The following is a 17,545-nucleotide window of genomic DNA, read 5'->3' on the forward strand; positions in this document are numbered from 1 at the left end:
GGGAGCCTAACAGCTCGTATAGACCTGATCTAGCCTAGCCTACTAGCTGCTACAAGTGACTAGCCCACTAATTCATACAGACCTGGAACTACAAAATCAGCTTCTTTCAAATGATGTTGGCTACCGATACCAACAACTTTTGAGCCAGCAGCTTTTCCTGCCTGTACCCCAGCTTCTGCATCTTCAAATACGACACAATCCTTCGGATCAAGACCAAGAGCTACACTTGCTGATATGAAAACTTCTGGATCTGGTTTAGCTTTAGATACTTTTGTACCATCAATAATAACATCAAAAAGGTGAACAATGTCTAGCTTATCTAGTATAAACTTTGCATTTTTACTAGCTGAGCCAAGAGCGATTTTAATTCCTTTGCTCCTCAATTGCTGTAAATATGCTTTTGCTCCAGGTAAAATCTCTTCAGGCTGAAGACTCTTAATATATTCTACGTATTCAATATTTTTACTTTCAGCCATTTCATCAAATTGTTGCTGGTCTACTTCAATACCACCGATTTCGAGTAGAATGCGTAACGACTCAACGCGACTAACTCCTTTCAAGCGCTCATTATCCTGCTCCGTAAATTCAAAGCCTAAGCGACGAGCTAAAGATTGCCAAGCGAGGAAATGGTATTTTGCTGTATCTACAATAACGCCATCGAGATCGAAGATGGCACCTTTCATATGTTCTAACATGTCGATTCACTCCTTCAGATCATACATCATAGTCGTATCGTCTAATTATGAAAGCTCTACTCGAAGTTCTTGACCAGCCTCTATATGATGCAATTGCTCGTTAATTTCAAATGATATACAGTGAGGATGCTCACCTTGCGTTGTAATAACAACGGTTTTACTATCCACTGTTACTTGGAATAATTGACCTTTAAGTAACAATGGAAACTGAATAGAACACCATTGCTCTGGCAGAGAAGGCTTAATCTGTACTCGTTGACCATTAAAGTGTACGCCAGCAAAGCCAAGTACAGCTGCCATCCAAGCACCACCATTTGCCGCAGGATGTGTTCCACCAATGTATAGATCACCAACATATTGCTTAGAATCACCTGTCAAATCAATCGTTGCTGTTCGAAGGAAATAAGGATATGCCCAGTCTGACGAACCAACATCAGCAGCTACCATCGCATAAATGCAAGAGCTTAAGCTTGAGCCATGCTCTGTACGTGGCTCGTAATAGGTCCAGTTTGCTTGCTTGGTCGCATGGTCATATTGATCCTTGAATAGATGAAGCATAAGAACAACATCAGCTTGTTTCAAAACTTGCGTCGTTGTAGCAATACCATTACCACCGCCAAGATATTCATTTTTGTTCAAAATACGTGATTTCAGCTCAGGTAGTTTGACATCTTCTAATGTAAAGTAACGATCGAATTGCTCTATTAATAAACTGTTTTCATCGGGTGAAGGAACATATAAGTTATTATTCATGTGATGTAGCTGCTCAATTGTAGTTTCGCTACCTGCAATTAATGTCTCATATTGCACCCTATTGATGACTTTCAACGTTTCCATAGCTTCAAGGGCAATATTAACCGTTCTTTTTACTAATTTATTAGTAAAAGCATTATTACTTACACGCTCATGATATTCATCTGGCCCCGTTACATCTAGTATCTCGTAACGTTGCTTACGACTGTTGTAATACGCATAGGAGTAGAAGAAGCGGGCACATTCCCAAATTACCTCTGCGCCACCATCGGTTAACATACTGTCATCTCCTGTGAAAGTGTAATATTGCCAAATGCCATGGGCAACATCAGCACTAATATGCACCTGCTTATCACGGAAATACGTACGCATTGGACGACCTGTAAATACATCGTTTACATTAAACAATGTGCAAGCATCGTCGCCGGTTTCTTGACTTTCCCATGCGAAAAATGCTCCTTCATAGCCGTATTCGGCAGCCTTTCTTCTTGCACCTTCCAATGTATGAACTCGATACATCATCAAATTACGGGCAATATCTGGCTGAGTATAGAGGAAGAAGGGAAGCATGAACATTTCAGTATCCCAAAATACAGCCCCTTTATAGACTTGACCTGATAATCCACGCGCAGGAATCGATAATCTCTCGGAATGACCTGGTGCAATGATATGGAGTTGATACATGCTGAATCTTAATGCTTCCTGCGCCTTGTCATCTCCATTAATTTTGACGTCACTGTTTTTCCACTTTTCACGCCAAACTTGCTGATGTTCCTCCAGTAATAATTTAAAGCCCGCTACTAACGCTTTCTTGCTCTCGGAATAAGCTGCTAAGGAACAATTTTGCGCATCATCTAAGCTCGTATATACGGCTACATATTTTTGGAAGGAGTAGCTCTCATTAGCTATTGCATCCAGCTTAATTTCCCGAAAAACGCCATATTCATGTAGAAGCAATTGCTGCTCGCCAAATGTTACACTGATTGCTTCAGCTACAGATACCGTATGTTTTAGCTCATGGGTAACAGCATCTAACTGGAGTATATTTTCAGATGCCGTTGCATTTAGTTGTTCAAGATGCGGGCCGTTAATATCCCATACATCGCCGTCAATACCTGTGTGGATCACAAATGCAGCTGATTTACTTGATTGTAATACGATCTCATTTGCGAGTAGATGAAGGCGAGATGCACTACAGAAGCGTCGCGAAATGAATGTAACGATATGATCCTCTGCAAGCTGAAATGTTGTAGAGCGTTCATGGACACCATGAAAATAATCCAATTGCTGAGTATGTTGAACAACTGTTGCAGTAAGAGTATTAAGCTCCTCACCATCACAGTAAATTTTCGTAGCGAGTCCATTAGGAGCATTAACAGGCTCACGCCACTTGTCTTCAAATCTATCGTAAACACCAGCTAATGTTGTTGCTGTCAATTGCGTTTTATCGAATTCTTCTAACGTACCGCGATAGCCCATATAACCATTACCGATCATATATTTATTACTATTGGTTGTAATCCGATCTTTATCGAAGATATCTTCCTTAATAATCCAGCTCATCGTTTATCCCACCTTTACAAGGCTAATCTCAAGTGCTTTCTCCCCAACATAGTGTTCTTGACCATAAATGGTAACGGCAACAGCTTCGCCAGCAACCGTTTTGATAGTAGCGCTATTCTTACTAACCTCAATTAGTAACTTAGATCCTTTATAGGAGATAGGGAAGCTGTAACGCTCCCAACGTGTAGGAATTGTTGGCTGTAGGACGAGATGATTACCATCCGAACGCATACCGCCGAAGCCATATACGATGTTCATCCATGCTGCTGCAATGGAGGTAGTGTGCAAACCTTCACGAGTATTGCGATTGTAATTATCTAGGTCTAAACGTGTGGCAAATTCAAAGAACTGATAGGCTTCCTCATCCTTTCCGATTTCAGCTGCAATAATAGAGTGAATGGATGGAGATAGAGAGGATTCGTGAATACAACGAGATTCATAATATTCATAGTTTGCAAGTTTCTCAGCTGATGAATAGTCTCCGCTATATAGAAATATAAACATTAGTACATCAGGCTGCTTAATCATGTCGTACCGATATAGGCGGTCGTAGGACCAATTGGAATACAGCGGGAATTCCGTAACTGGGATAGAGTGAATATCCAGATGCGGCATATCAAAGAAACCATCATGTTCTTCATAAATACCTGTTTCGTTATCTTTTGGAATTTTCATAAGTGTCGCTTTTTTGCTCCAGTCAGCTTGCTCATCGTCTGTTAAAGAAAGGCGAGTCGCTAATTCTATCAATGCTTGATCGGCATGCTCGGACATGTTATCAATCGTTTCTAATGTAAATTCAAATAGCTTTTTCGCCATTAGATTAATATAGCAATTGTTGTTAACCATAAGTTGGAACTCATCGGGTCCCATTACGCCGAAGTAGCCGTATAGCCCTGTCTGTTGTCCCCATTGCCCACGAGTAGCATAGAATCGACTAATTTGGATTAGCATCTCTAAACCTTTCTCATAAAGAAATTCAGTATCACCTGTAATGTTGACATAGTGACGAATGCCATAAGCGACAGCCGTTCCAACATGAAGTTGTAAATTGGAATGCTGCCATAGATCACAACTTTCTGTACCGTCAATTGTAGCAATCGGATAAAACGCACCTTGACAGTCCAGATCTTTTGCACGTTCAAGGGCGTGAGGTAATGATTGGTAACGGAACTCTAGCAAGCTTTTCGCTGCTTTTGGATTGTTGAATATATAAAATGGTAGGCAATATGATTCTGTATCCCAAAATGCCAAACCACGATAAGCTTCACCTGTAAGTCCTTTCGCACCAATATTGAATCCAGGATTATCACCATGATAGGTTTGATACAAATTAAAAATGCAGAATCGAATGCCCTGCTGATTGTCGGGATCGCCTTCGATAACGATATCAGATTCCGTCCAAACCTTTTCCCAGTAGTTCACTTGTTGCTGAGCCAAAGACACATAGCTAGCCCCAACATAAGACTGTACTTGCTCAAGTGTCGTACTCCACATGACATCATGTGAGATAGATAAATCCTTTTCTGCATAGTTGTATACGAATTTATCAAAGTTGGATGCTGTTCCTTGAGTTAGCTTGATGGTTACATCCTGTCCAATAAAGAGATTCTCTTCAACAGGCTTAGTGTCGAGAGCATGAGGTACATCGATCGTAAAGCCAGAGAAGAGGCGGTTTTTCGTAGATACGGTTTCACCAAGAATAGCTGAAACTCCATTGATTTGCTCTTGCTTAACACTTTCCCAGAAGCAACGGCCTTGATCCTCGTGGATAATAGAGAAATCAAGACCTGTTCTCACCGTAACTTCACCAGAGAAGTTAAGCGGTTCGAACATAATCCGCTGACAACCCAAGTTAGAAACTTCCATACTTACAAAACGCTCAAATGTTAATTTGAGCTGTTTTCCATCTGCTAAGTGCCAGACGAAACTGCGAACATAGGTACCGCGTTTAAAGTCTAGCTCTCTTCTAAACTCGCTAAAAGTACTCGTTGCCAAATCTAAAGCTTCTCCATTGACATTGATTCTTGTGTATAACCAATCAACAGAGTTCACCATAAAGCGTAAAAATCGAATGATCCCTTTGTAATGAGCAGGCACTTTACTTTCCTCAAATAATCCGTTGAAATAGCTACCTCTTAAACAATCACCGCTATAACCTTCTTCTGGATATGCACGCACACCCATATATTCATTGCCTAATGAGAAGATAGATTCGGATACACGGTTACGAGTAGGATCAAAGCCTTCCTCAATGACTTTCCAAGTATCTACAACGAGATACTTATCTGCTACTTTTGCCATACTTGTTCACTCCCTTAATTGCTCTAATAAGTGGATAAGCAGAAAGCATGAAACGCTATAGTTTCAGATTAGTTCAAACCGAGTTCATATGAAATGTTCAACTCTAATCATTTTATGTGCGTTTATACGGTGTTTAGGGTCCATTCCTAATGCAAATGTCTGTCATACGATATACGGTGCATTAAATTAGGTTAAATAGTAATCATTTGCTGAAAGGGAGATATGATCCGTGAAATCAAAAACAAGGCTTACCGGGCGAGTTATATTTAAAGGAGATTTAGGTTATGAAGCGGCACGGAAAAATTGGGATCCGCATACGGACAAATATCCTAAAGTATTTGTTTTTGCGCAAAGAACTCAAGATGTCGCGAACGCTATAAAATGGGCTCGCGAGAATAACGTCCCCATTCGTCCAAGAAGCGGAAGACATTCTTTGGAGGTTAATCTTTCACAGGTCAATGGTGGAATTGTTATCGATGTAAGTAATATGAAGAAAATTAAACTTAATAAGAAGAATGGAACGGTTATTGTAGAGACGGGCAATAGAGTGGGAAGAATCGCAAAGACGCTTGCAAAGCAAGGCTTTATAGCTCCCTTTGGTGATAGTCCCTCTGTTGGAATCGGCGGAATTACACTCGGTGGGGGAATAGGGCCACTTCAACGTTCGATTGGTCTTATCAGCGATAATCTTCTAGAATTAGAGATGGTTGACGCCAAGGGAAAAGTGATCCGTGCCAACAAAAATTGTAACGCTGATCTACTATGGGCTTCCCGCGGTGGTGGCGGTGGTAACTTTGGGGTATATACAAAGTACAAGTTTAAAGTGCACCGTGCTCCAGCCGAAGCTACAGTATATCGCATCACTTGGCCATGGAATCAATTCGAAAAGGTGCTGAAAGCTTGGCAAAAATGGGCTCCTTCCGTCAATGACAAACTAGGTAGTGAATTATCAATCGGTCCCAAAAAGGGCGGCAATGTTACGATGGAAGGGCTGTTTCTTGGATCGAAATCAGAGGCAATCCGCCTTTTGAAGCCCGTCACGTGCATTGGAAACCCTACCCAAAAAGTAATCAAGTTGTTACCATACACTGAAGTTGTGAACTTTTTATTAGCACCTGATCCAGTGCTTACTCAACGGTACAGTAACCAGTTCTCTTCAGGTTTCGCTAGAAAACCGTTTACCAATAAGGCGATTAACTCCATGCGCCAATTTTTAGAGAACGTAGAAGGTAAAGATGCAGGATTCTTCTTCCTTAACTGGGGAGGGGCTGTCAGTCGTGTATTACCGAGAGCAACAGCATTCTACTGGCGTAAAGCGAAGTTTTACGTAGAGTGGAATAGCTCATGGCTCAATCCATCCAATGCAGCAAAAAATATTGCGATAGTTCGCAATACACGTCGGAAGTTAAAGCGCTATATTGTGGGGTCCTATATCAACGTTCCAGACCAGGGAATTAAAAATTCAGGTCCAGTCTATTATGGAGCAAACTATGCTAGATTACGGAGAGTAAAAGCAAAATACGATCCAGGCAATGTGTTTAATAATCCGCAAAGCATCACTCCAGCTCGCAAATTGTAAAATCTTCAATAAAACAAAAAAACGCATCCACTTGAGGATGCGTTTTTTTCATGTTGTGTGGGTTATGTTGATTGAGGCTAACTGGCAGATTACCTACATAAGGAGCTAGTACGGAGCGAGAATTCTTTTATGACGATCGTCACTTATCATATGACGCTATTTTTTTATATATTTATTTCCAGAATTCACTTTAATTTAGAAGGAGTGAGAAGGTTGGATAGAGAAATGGAAATAAAACAATACAGTGTTGGGAAAATTTTGGGGTTATGGGCGCTAGTCGCGTTACCGATGGTCTTCTTTCGATTCGTCTTGCTGCCGATACTTGTACCCATCGTCAATTTTCATCCGGGTATTCTATATTGGATTTTTATGATTGTCGGTATGATCTGGCAGTGTATACTGTCTGTTATTATCTTAAGAAGAGAACTTGGAAAATGGAGCTGGGAGAAGTTGAAAACAAGACTTTGGCTAAATCATCCAGTACATCCGAAAACGTTCAAAGTTTACAAAATCGCTTATGCGTTCACGTTTCCGATCATTATGTACACTTTTTTGTTTGAAAGTTCTGGTTTGTTCGGGTTTATTGAAGAAGCGATCAATCGGCTTTTTCCATTTTTGGCACCTCATGATTACACTAGAATAGAAAATCTGGCCACTCCTGAATTTATCGGTGCATGGTATTTGCTCGGTATTGCACTTATTAGTTGTTTATTTAATTATCTACTAGGAGAAGAGTTGTTTTTCCGAGGCGTTCTTCTGCCGAAGATGAAGGGAGCTTTTGGCAAGTGGGATTGGGTCATGAACGGTGTTTTGTTTGCGATGTACCACCTTCATAAAATATCGGAGATTCCTTTATTTATCGTCGGATCGATTTTTTACGGTTTCTTAAATGCGAAATACAGAAGCTTTTGGCCTGCTATTATCATTCATGGAGTGGAAGCCATTCCACTGCTGTTAGGTGTTACTGCTGTTATTTTAGGATTTATATAGTGATTCATTTCTAAGAGATGAGTGATCTTTTGAAAATTTCTACGGTTCATACACTAAGTAATACGAAAATATCTTCAATATTTTTCTATGGGTTGGCTTGCGCTTATGTGGTACTGCTATTGCTTTATGTTGTTTTATCTCAATATAAGGGTTTTATCGTAGTTACGATCTTGATCGGACTATATTTCATAAGACACTCAAAGTATGTGTTGAACCATCCCAAGTTACATCCCATTGCAGCTATCTCCCCGCTCGTCGAAATTGTTCTGCTATTTCTAATATTTTTGCGAAATGGAACGGAAATTGAAAGTATCGTATTTGTCCTCTTTGTTGCTGATCTTCTATTACACTATAAGTCGTGGTACGCTATAACATTTGCCTATGCAGGCTTTGTAACTTACCTTTTTTTATGGCCAGCAGATGGAAAAGATATTTGGAGGAATGTTTTCTATATTTTGAGCTATACATGTCTAGTTATTCCAATCTGGAGCACCAAGCTACTGCTCAATCAACGGGATATGAACATTCGCTTAAACGAAGCTTTAATTAAAGAAGCTACAACGAGGGAAGAGTTGGCGGTATTTAAGGAGAGAACCCGTATTGCAGAAGAAGTTCATGATACGGTGGGACATTCGTTAACGACTGCAATCGTTGCTCTTGAGGGAGCTCAACTGTTATTCAATGTAAAACCTGAAGATGCAAAGCAGAAGATTATTGTTGCGCGAGAGCAATTGAAGCAGGGATTAGGTAATATCCGTCAAGTCGTTCGAGTATTGAAAGTACAAGATGGAGCCGTGGAGGGATTGGGACTTGAGGAAGGGATATACAAGATTATGAATGATACGACGATGCAGACAGGCGTTCAATTTATGATGCATTTCAAGGTAATCAATTCTCTCATCTCACTTCAAGAGTACGTCATAATCAACTCCATCAAGGAATCCATTACCAATGCGCTAAAACATGGCAAAGCGAGCATCATTGAGATTAGTATCGTAGAGCAACAAGACACGATTCATATTACGATTAAGGACAATGGAATAGGTAGCAATTCTATCATATATGGATTTGGTCTGAAATCTATGGAAGAAAGAATTGAGGCAATTGGAGGGCAATTAAACGTATTAAGTGAAACAGTCAATGGATTCGCTCTCCAAATCCGAATGCCTGTTGCAAAGGGGCGGGATTCATGAATATAAAACGCAAAGTCAGCATCATGCTTGTAGATGATCAGAAACTTATGTTGGAAGGTTTGGAAACATTGCTTACGATACGATCATCGGATCTAGAAATCGTCGGGAGAGCTCATAGTGGAGAAGAAGCACTTGAACAACTTCATTCGGTAGTTCCAGACATTATTCTGATGGACATCCGCATGCCGGGCATGGGAGGTGTACAGGCGACAGGAGTCATTAAAGAACTTTACCCACAAGTGGTCATCCTTATCTTAACGACTTTTGATGATGATGCTTATATTATAGAAGCATTAAGCCATGGGGCTGCAGGTTATTTGCTTAAAGACATCGACGGAGAAAAGCTTGTTCAATCTATCTATGAAGCACTCTCCGGAAATTTACTACTGACCGGAAAAGTGGCTAATAAGTTAGCACTTAATATCCGCAATAAGAACAGTCACTTTGAAAAAGCTGGCGAGCAACTTGAGTTGACGCAAAGAGAGCTTGAGCTAGCAAGATTGCTTGTGGAAGGTTATAGTTCAAAGGAAATTGCCGAAAGATTATTTTTATCACAAGGTACGGTTAAAAACTATATAAGCGAAATGTACACCAAGATCGGTACGAATGACCGGACTAAAGCGGTTTTGTTATTAAGTAGGTTTTTATTATAAAAAGAACTATTATCAAACAATTTATAAGAGAAATCCGATATATTATATAAAAGATAAGCAATTAAGGAGCCTTCAATTGAAAAGAAAAAGTATAAAGATAGCAAAAATTAGTACAATAATTATTATTTTCATTGTAATAATTGGTTTGTTTTTTCCTACTTGGACACCTCGCATTGCGGGAGATAACAGTATAAGTACTTTAGAACAGGTCGAGATTAATGGTACGAATCATGAAGTCATGATTAGGGGAGTGGACCGCCGTAATCCGGTAGTCATATTTGTGCATGGAGGTCCGGGTTGTTCCGAAATTCCTTATGTACGGAAGTATCAAGATATACTTGAAAAAAATTATACTATCGTACACTATGATCAGCGTGGAAGCGGGAAATCATATCATTTTTTTGAAGACTACTCCGATTTATCCACAGATTTACTTGTCGATGATTTGTTGGCTTTAACAGATTATGTACAAAAAGAGCTTGACCAAGAGAAGGTATTGTTAATAGGCCATTCTTTCGGTACGTACATTGGGATGAAATCTGTTGCCAAAGCACCTGACAAATTTGTTGCATATATTGGTATCGGGCAAGTTGCAGATCATGTAAAAAGTGAATTGGATAGCTTAAATTACTCCGTTGAACAAGCAAAATTATCAGGAAATTTAAAGGATGTAGCACAATTAGAACAACTTCGAAGTTCAATAGAACAAGGGGATAAATTAACTCCAAGAAACATAGTTAGAAAATATGGTGGTGCAGCAAGATTAATTGATGATAATAGGGATTATTATACTGGTTTTATATTTAATCCAGAATATAATTTGCTAGATGTCATTCGATATTTAAGAGGGGTTTCATTGTCGCAAGAAATCTTAATAAAGGAAGAATCCCAAAATAATATTACAACTATAGTTGATAGCGTAGAAATTCCTATTTATTTTGTGATGGGACAATATGATTATATGACTTCTGTAAATGCGGCAAGGGAATATTATGATATGCTGGAGGCTCCGAAAAAGGAATTTATTATTTTTAAAAAATCTGCTCATTATCCGCAGTTTGAAGAAGAAGAGTTATTTGCTGAATGGTTGAATACAACTATAGTTAAAAAGCAGCTTTCAGGACATTAGACATGTCTCTGTAAGCTGCCTTTTTAGGTTGTTCCTTAGATTATTTCCCCAAGTAATTAACTAATTGCTTTTCTTTCCACATCATAGTAATAACAATACCTATAAACATAATGACAGCAGAGAAAAGATACGGATAATTGATGTTTACATCAAATAATATACCACTTAACGCTGGCCCGACGATTGTGCCTAGGCTTGTATATGTTGAGTTCATACCAGCGATAAATCCTTGTTCTTTTTCTGCAGATTTTGATAAATAGGTCGTTAACGCTGGGCGTAGCAAATCAAATGCGAGAAAGATGAAGCATGTAATTACCAAAACGGCTATATAGCTAGAGACCATCGTTGATGCCACCGCTAAAATTACTCCAGCAATTAAGCATATTTGGATGAGTTTCTTTTCACCGAGTATATCGACCATTTTACCAAACATAAACACTTGAACGACAACCCCGAAGATTGCGCTTATAGTAATAATGGTAGCAATATCTTGCGGAGTGAAACCAAATTTATGATCAGAATACAGACTGAAAACCGTCTCATATGCAGATAAGCCAAATGCCAGTACAAATACAATAATAAAAGCAATAATGAAAAGTGGTTGAAGCGAACGCTTCAAATCAGTTACTAAGTTGGTATCTTTTTTTAGTTTACTAATTTCTAAAAGCTGCTGTTTAGTAAGTGGCTCTTTTAGAATAAATAGCGATGAAATACATGTTAATAATGCGAAACCAGCAGCGAAATAGAAGGGCGCACGTACGCCTAGCTCAGCAATAAAGCCTCCGATACCTGGGCCAATAATAAAACCGGTACTAATAGCGGCAGAAACATAGCCCATCGCTTTCGGTCTTTCCTCTACTGAAGTAATATCCGCAATAAAGGCAGTTACGGCAGGCATAATAAATGCACCACTAATACCACCTAAAATTCTCGAAAAATAAAGAACAGATACATGTGTACCGACACCAAAGATTACCTCCGAGATAGCGAAGAGGAATAAGCCGATGATGATCATTTTCTTTCTACCATAAGTGTCAATCCAGCGTCCTGCGAGAGGAGACATAAGTAATTGGGCGAACGCGAAAGCCGCCATAAGATATCCCATCGATTGACCGGATAAATTCATCATATTCATAAAGGATGGCATAACAGGAACGATAAGTCCGACTCCTAGAAAAACAATGAATATATTACTTAATAGGATGAGTAGAACTGTTTTTTGTTGTTTTAATGGTTTGGTCATGATGTGAAACCTCTCTTTTGTAAAATCATAGCTGTGATATACCTCTCCAAAATACGGTCCATGAGGCATTTAGTTTGTCGTGTAAACGTTGTTCATTGTCGCCATATGCAAGCTCTAGCATGATCGAATCAACGATACCTAAGAAGGCAAGTGTAGGTACTAATGCTCTGTCTTCCAAAATGACCTTGGCATCGATCCAATCTTGAAATTTGCTTTCAAGTACGGTTTGAATCTTTTCTTCCGAATCATATACTTCCTCATTAATCTCTTCTGCAAGATGGAGAGGTGGAAAAAAAGACATACGTAGCCAAAACTTTAACTGTTCGCTCTGTTGAAACAAATCAATGACCAATTGCAAATATCCTAATAAATCTGCTTTGGGATTCTGAGTATCCACTTTACTCAAATAATTTATTTTCGATGAGATTTCAGTCTCTTTGGCATCATGTAAAACTTGAAGAAATAGATCATCTTTTCCTTTGAAATGTGCATAGAGAGATTGTTTTTTCATACCGACATGCTCGGCAATTTGAGACAGCGATGCTCCCTCGTACCCATGAATGGTGAATAACTTCAATGCAACGTCTTTAATCTCTTGACTCTTCAATATAATCACCTCAATCTTAACGAACGTTCGTCAGTCATTCTATCAAATTATATTTTTTATTGCAATAGAAATATTAATAACGTTCGGTTTCACACAAGGAAATATGAGGTAGCTAACGAATGTGAGAGAGGATATAATATAAATGTTATATTATGTAAGTTATATTTTCATAAGGTCCATATCTTATCTGAGCGGAGGATTATGATGGATTATGTACGTGATTATACGATGTATGCGGCGATTTTTGGGATGTTCAGCTTTAGTTGGTTCGGCTGGGCGCAGGAGAGGCCAAAGGCAAACTGGCGCATATATATCGGCATTGCCTCAGTACTATCACTTCTGGTCTGTTTACTCGGTGTTTATTTAAGTATTAAAAATTGGAATGAACCGTCGGTCTTATCAGATGATACTTCATTTACGATATATTTGATTACGGTATATATCGAATTTATTGTGGCTGGAGTAGGAGCTTTCTTACTTATTAGGAAAAAGGCAAAAGAGTATATCGCACCTTGGATTGCTTTTATTGTAGGGATTCATTTTATAGGTTTAGTGAGCGTATACAAAGATCCGAGCTTGTATGTGTTGGCTGGGCTTCTCATCGCAGTATCTGTTCTGGCGGTTTTCGTCGCACCCAAATTTCAGGTTGCAAGTAGTGCAATTACAGGAATTGGGTCAGGTACGGTTCTGTTCGCTTTCGCAATTCTAGGCTTGATTAGGTATCTGACCGTTTCGTAAAGAGGGGCTATGTGCCTCTCTTTTTATTGTATAGCATAATTTTATCGTAAATTTTATTTTAGTGATTCACATTGTTAGTAAATCTATTAAAATATCATCGCACAGCTTTACTCTCCAAACTCCAGAATGATATGATTGATAACGGGTGATGTATAGGATGAGTAACGAAACGAAAAATAACGAACTCACAAATGATAGTAATCAGGGAACAATTTCACTAGAGAAATGGAATGAGCTAATTAACGCTGTTCAGCATAATGGGTTCGTTTCGTTGAGAACATACTTCGATGAAGTAACAGGGCGAATTTGGAATCATGAAGCATATGGTCCCATCCTTATTTATTCAGTGAAAGATGATATTAATAACGAGTATGAATGTGGTTTTTTTCTTCGCGAATTAATTGGAAAGTTTCAATCCAGCAAAGATCCAGCAGAATGGATGGCTTCATTTTTTGTTGAATTGATGAAAACGTCAGGTGGGAAGAAACTTCCGCATCCTCCAGCAAGTGAGGACGAGACCAAATCGATAATCAATCATCAAATTCTCGGACCTTGTTTAGAAGCTGTAAAAGAAGAGTTTCCTTCGGAACAGGTTCATGCGGGCTTAGACTGGAATCAGGAGCATGGTGCTGTGTTTAAAGCAGGATTTCCGTCTGTAACAAAAGGAAACAACGTATGTGCATTTAAAATTGATTTGTTGATCATGCATGTCCTGCTTAATCGCGATCCTTCCGAATTGGTACTTCAAGGCTTATACAAAATTCGTGAGGAGCAAGGTGAGAAATAAACAAGAGAATTACAATAGGGATGATTTAACGTTGGATTTTTCCTATTACCACCATAATTTAAATGAGAAACGGCAGAGATGCCGTTTTTTTATTTTGCTGTAATTACGCTGTAGTGAATCAATGATGTGAAGTGCAGAAACATGAAGATTATTTTAGGGGGATGAGTTGGAGACGAAAACAGTCTTCAAGCCTCATGATAAAAGCGATTAGTGGTAGTAATCCTTTCCATCCTACTTGATGTAGACAGTAGAAATGATAATAAGGCATAATAGAAAATACAAAATGACTCTAACAGATATTGTGCTAAAAATGATACATATACTCTCACTCAACTTAAAGTGCGAGAGGAGGCAATTGATGAAGAGAAGAATTGGAATTCGTTTCAAGCTGATGGTAATGATGATTTGTTTAACTACGTTGCCTGTTGTCACCGTCACTTGGCTTGCCGCGAGCAATACACGTCATTCAGTGGAGCAGGAAATTATTAATGCTAATGTCTCGCGAATGGAATGGGCGAATCAATATCTCAATGAGTTGATTCAACAAGTAGATACTCTATTTTATACGGTCCAGATTAATACTGAACTCATGAGCAGCCTCTCTGCTGTCGACAACCCTAATATTAGCGTTCAATATATTACCCAAAAATATATAAGCGATACCCTCAAACAAGTCTTCTATGCTAACTCCAACAAGATTGATGATTTTAATCTTTATATTCACGAAAATAAAAAAGCGATATCTGTAAATTTTATAAGCAGCGGTTCCATATCGTATATGGATATTCAAAATGGTTCCTGGAGTCGGATGCTGGATACCCCAATCAATATGTATTTTAAACAGGAAACAAATGGGATATATGCTTTTCATAGTATGAATCGGTTTGAAGATCGACAGTTTCTCGGAGGTCTCTCAGTACGAATTAATCGCAAAGTATGGGATGAGATAGGTACTATTCTTAAATCAGAGCAAGATAGCTCTGTTTTCCTACTAAATGATGAAGGTGAACTGTTGTCGGGATCAACCAATGGAAAATCATCTGAGGAAACGTTCGCACTCATCAATAGTCTTCATGTACCAGATACGGGAATGAGTTTCCAGAAAACAAATAAATATCATTTTTATATGCAAAAGGTTAGTAAAGGGAAAATTACGATCATTAAGGCTATTCCAATTGAAACGATCAATCAGAGTGCTCGCTCAACGATTCAAGCAGGATTATTAATTGGAAGTATTTTTGTAATAGCATCTATTATTCTCTCTATATTATTTTCATTAAAAATTAGTAAACCTATTGTAAGTCTAGCAAGAACAATGAGGACGGCAAAGATTCAAAACTTTGAGTTAAAGTCTGTAAAAAATACCGATGAACTTGGCCTTCTTGAGCATGGTTATAATTCTATGATGCATCGAATAAAGGAACTCATAGAAGTCGAATACCAGAGAGAGATCGATATGAAAACCTCGCAGCTACGAACGCTGCAAGCGCAAATTAATCCCCATTTTCTGAACAATACGCTCCATCTAATCGGGGGAATGGCTCTGGAGAAGGATGCCCCAGAAATCTATCAAGTGACACGTGTTATCGGTGAATTATTAAGATATTCAATAAGTACGGGAAGTGATTTGGTAACCTTCGGAGATGAACTTAAACATATGAAAAACTATGTGTTTATCCAAGAGCAACGATTTGCAGGTCGGTGTCAGATTTTAGTTCAGAATGATGAATCTATGAAGGACTGCCTTCTTCCAAAGTTCACTTTACAACCGATAGTGGAAAATGCCTTTGAACATGGATTGCAAAGTAAATCTGGCAGTTGGTGTGTTGAGATAAGAATCAAGCAAGTTCGTCAATTTATTCTAATTGCTGTATTAGATCATGGTGTTGGTATTAGCAAGGAGAAGCTTAAGGAGCTTCGTAATCATATTCGTTCGGGGAATGAAAGTAGCAGCATAGATAAAGATCAGCATAAACAGAGAAAAGGAATCGGATTAAAAAATGTAGATTCTCGATTAAAGCTTCATTTTGGAGATGCAAGCAGAATTCGAATCTATAGTGAGATTGGTAATGGAACAATTGTATTATTTAAGCTGCCAATGCCAGAAAGGACTGAGCTGGAACATGTATAAAGTGATGCTTATTGATGACGAGCCTTGGTCACGAAAAGTAATAAAGCAACTAGGTGAGTGGGAAAAACATGGGTTAACCGTCGTAGGAGAGGCTGATGATGGATCGGAAGGACTACGTTTAATTGAGGAGCTGTTGCCGGATATCGTCGTAACAGATATGAGAATGCCTGGTGTAGATGGCGTGGAGCTTCTACTGGCATTGAATAAGAACTACCCTGCGCTCAAGATTATTGTAATGAGTGGGTATGACGACTTTGTTTACTTAAAGCAAGCGATTAAATCACAAGCTAGAGACTATTTACTTAAGCCTGTCGATCCAATAGAACTTAATCATACGCTTGCTAAATGTGTAAGTGAGTTAAATCAGACACCAAGAAGCTCGACTTTGTCTAGTATTAGATCATTTCTATTGTCAGATTCGAAATTCTTAGACCAGTATTTGGAATATCGGAATTTGCTCCATGGGTATTTATTAGATTTGAACGCTTCGGGTGTTAAACAGAGCATTAATAACTTGAAGCAACTCCTTGAGAGAGAACAACTAGAGGATAGTAAAGTGAAAGAAATTGAGCGTGATCTTACACAGCTTCTGGAAAATATTACGGGGAATTATGAAATTGATGTGAGCCAATGGGACTTTCCAGAACCTTCGAAAAAATCAGTTCGAGATCCATTTCATACTTTGAACGAAACAATTGGAGCAGCTGAACAACGGTATATGCGATTGATTAACGAGCTCGAGGAATTGCGAAGTAAAAAACATAAAATAGATATGTCAGAAGTTCAAAACTACATTCATCGGAACTATAAAGAAGGCATTACACTGGAATCGATTGCAGACTATTTTTATATTAGTAAAGAGCATCTAAGCCGGTCCTTCAAAACGTTCAGCGGAGATACGGTTACCGACTATATTAATCGCAAGAGAATGGAAAAGGCCAAGCAATTAATTGTTGAGCACAAGCTATCCATAAAACATGCAGCTGAAATGACAGGGTATACAGATCTGGCTTACTTTTACCGGGTGTTCAAAAAACATAACGGCTTCACACCGGGGGAATTACGGAAACCAAAGGATTAGCTGTACGTTGGTACATCAATATTGTACAAAATAAGATGCTAATATCCTTTAATGATTAAAGTAAACGCTTCCATCATACTGAGAGAGTAACGAAATATGAGG

The 17,545-nt window shown here is 38.8% G+C and carries 14 protein-coding genes; 9 read left to right on the forward strand and 5 right to left on the reverse strand.

Going from position 1 to position 17,545, the window contains the following annotated elements:
• Window positions 1-59: 59 nt before the first annotated feature.
• From pgmB to NAG76_15900, 3 genes are read right to left on the reverse strand one after another with little or no spacing between them, the layout of a single operon-like run.
• Entirely contained in the window at window positions 60-695 is a 636-nt protein-coding gene (gene pgmB / locus NAG76_15890) for a beta-phosphoglucomutase (protein ID URN93303.1), read from the reverse strand.
• A 45-nt stretch (window positions 696-740) separates the two neighbouring features.
• Window positions 741-3,011 (reverse strand): glycoside hydrolase family 65 protein, encoded by a 2,271-nt coding sequence (locus tag NAG76_15895; GenBank protein ID URN93304.1) that lies wholly within the window; start codon window positions 3,009-3,011, stop codon window positions 741-743.
• A gap of 3 nt (window positions 3,012-3,014) precedes the next feature.
• Complete coding sequence (locus NAG76_15900; protein URN93305.1) at window positions 3,015-5,312, reverse strand: family 65 glycosyl hydrolase; 2,298 nt, start codon at window positions 5,310-5,312, stop codon at window positions 3,015-3,017.
• Between the two features lie 229 nt (window positions 5,313-5,541).
• Between NAG76_15900 and NAG76_15905 the strand changes: the two genes are divergently transcribed.
• From NAG76_15905 to NAG76_15925, 5 genes are all read left to right on the forward strand, one after another.
• Window positions 5,542-6,891, forward strand: a complete 1,350-nt coding sequence (locus NAG76_15905) for an FAD-binding oxidoreductase (GenBank protein ID URN93306.1) — start codon at window positions 5,542-5,544, stop codon at window positions 6,889-6,891.
• A gap of 213 nt (window positions 6,892-7,104) precedes the next feature.
• Entirely contained in the window at window positions 7,105-7,881 is a 777-nt protein-coding gene (locus NAG76_15910) for a CPBP family intramembrane metalloprotease (protein ID URN93307.1), read from the forward strand.
• A 29-nt stretch (window positions 7,882-7,910) separates the two neighbouring features.
• The gene (locus NAG76_15915) at window positions 7,911-9,074 is read left to right on the forward strand and encodes a sensor histidine kinase (GenBank protein ID URN93308.1); all 1,164 of its coding nucleotides are present in this window, start codon (window positions 7,911-7,913) and stop codon (window positions 9,072-9,074) included.
• Complete coding sequence (locus NAG76_15920; protein URN93309.1) at window positions 9,071-9,727, forward strand: response regulator transcription factor; 657 nt, start codon at window positions 9,071-9,073, stop codon at window positions 9,725-9,727. The genes NAG76_15915 and NAG76_15920 overlap by 4 nt, the downstream gene beginning before the upstream one ends.
• Before the next feature lie 76 nt (window positions 9,728-9,803).
• Window positions 9,804-10,856 (forward strand): alpha/beta hydrolase, encoded by a 1,053-nt coding sequence (locus NAG76_15925; GenBank protein URN93310.1) that lies wholly within the window; start codon window positions 9,804-9,806, stop codon window positions 10,854-10,856.
• A 40-nt stretch (window positions 10,857-10,896) separates the two neighbouring features.
• Here the strand turns inward: NAG76_15925 and NAG76_15930 are convergent, their stop codons facing one another.
• Together NAG76_15930 and NAG76_15935 are read right to left on the reverse strand one after the other, a co-directional pair.
• Window positions 10,897-12,099 carry an MFS transporter gene (locus NAG76_15930; GenBank protein ID URN93311.1) on the reverse strand — a complete coding sequence of 401 codons (1,203 nt, stop codon included), beginning with the start codon at window positions 12,097-12,099 and terminating at the stop codon, window positions 10,897-10,899.
• A gap of 25 nt (window positions 12,100-12,124) precedes the next feature.
• Window positions 12,125-12,706, reverse strand: a complete 582-nt coding sequence (locus NAG76_15935; GenBank protein URN93312.1) for a TetR/AcrR family transcriptional regulator — start codon at window positions 12,704-12,706, stop codon at window positions 12,125-12,127.
• 204 nt (window positions 12,707-12,910) lie between these two features.
• Between NAG76_15935 and NAG76_15940 the strand changes: the two genes are divergently transcribed.
• The 4 genes from NAG76_15940 (at window position 12,911) to NAG76_15955 (ending at window position 17,443) form a co-directional block, all read left to right on the forward strand.
• On the forward strand, window positions 12,911-13,444 hold the full coding sequence (locus tag NAG76_15940; GenBank protein URN93313.1) for a hypothetical protein: 534 nt from the start codon (window positions 12,911-12,913) through the stop codon (window positions 13,442-13,444).
• Between the two features lie 157 nt (window positions 13,445-13,601).
• Window positions 13,602-14,231: a hypothetical protein gene (locus NAG76_15945; GenBank protein URN93314.1), complete on the forward strand. Its 630-nt coding sequence runs from the start codon at window positions 13,602-13,604 to the stop codon at window positions 14,229-14,231.
• 358 nt (window positions 14,232-14,589) lie between these two features.
• On the forward strand, window positions 14,590-16,362 hold the full coding sequence (locus NAG76_15950; GenBank protein URN93315.1) for a sensor histidine kinase: 1,773 nt from the start codon (window positions 14,590-14,592) through the stop codon (window positions 16,360-16,362).
• Complete coding sequence (locus NAG76_15955; GenBank protein URN93316.1) at window positions 16,355-17,443, forward strand: response regulator; 1,089 nt, start codon at window positions 16,355-16,357, stop codon at window positions 17,441-17,443. The genes NAG76_15950 and NAG76_15955 overlap by 8 nt, the downstream gene beginning before the upstream one ends.
• The last annotated feature ends 102 nt before the right edge of the window (window positions 17,444-17,545 follow it).

Origin of the sequence: Candidatus Pristimantibacillus lignocellulolyticus (assembly GCA_023639215.1) — a bacterium.
GTDB classification, from domain to species: Bacteria; Bacillota; Bacilli; order Paenibacillales; family Paenibacillaceae; genus Pristimantibacillus; species Pristimantibacillus lignocellulolyticus.

Coding starts and splice junctions, on each gene's coding strand:
- NAG76_15895 (URN93304.1), bottom strand. CDS start 3,011: ATGAGCTGGATTATTAAGGAAGATATCTTCGATAAAGATCGGATTACA.
- NAG76_15940 (URN93313.1), top strand. CDS start 12,911: ATGGATTATGTACGTGATTATACGATGTATGCGGCGATTTTTGGGATG.
- pgmB (URN93303.1), bottom strand. CDS start 695: ATGTTAGAACATATGAAAGGTGCCATCTTCGATCTCGATGGCGTTATT.
- NAG76_15955 (URN93316.1), top strand. CDS start 16,355: ATGTATAAAGTGATGCTTATTGATGACGAGCCTTGGTCACGAAAAGTA.
- NAG76_15945 (URN93314.1), top strand. CDS start 13,602: ATGAGTAACGAAACGAAAAATAACGAACTCACAAATGATAGTAATCAG.
- NAG76_15900 (URN93305.1), bottom strand. CDS start 5,312: ATGGCAAAAGTAGCAGATAAGTATCTCGTTGTAGATACTTGGAAAGTC.
- NAG76_15930 (URN93311.1), bottom strand. CDS start 12,099: ATGACCAAACCATTAAAACAACAAAAAACAGTTCTACTCATCCTATTA.
- NAG76_15920 (URN93309.1), top strand. CDS start 9,071: ATGAATATAAAACGCAAAGTCAGCATCATGCTTGTAGATGATCAGAAA.
- NAG76_15950 (URN93315.1), top strand. CDS start 14,590: ATGAAGAGAAGAATTGGAATTCGTTTCAAGCTGATGGTAATGATGATT.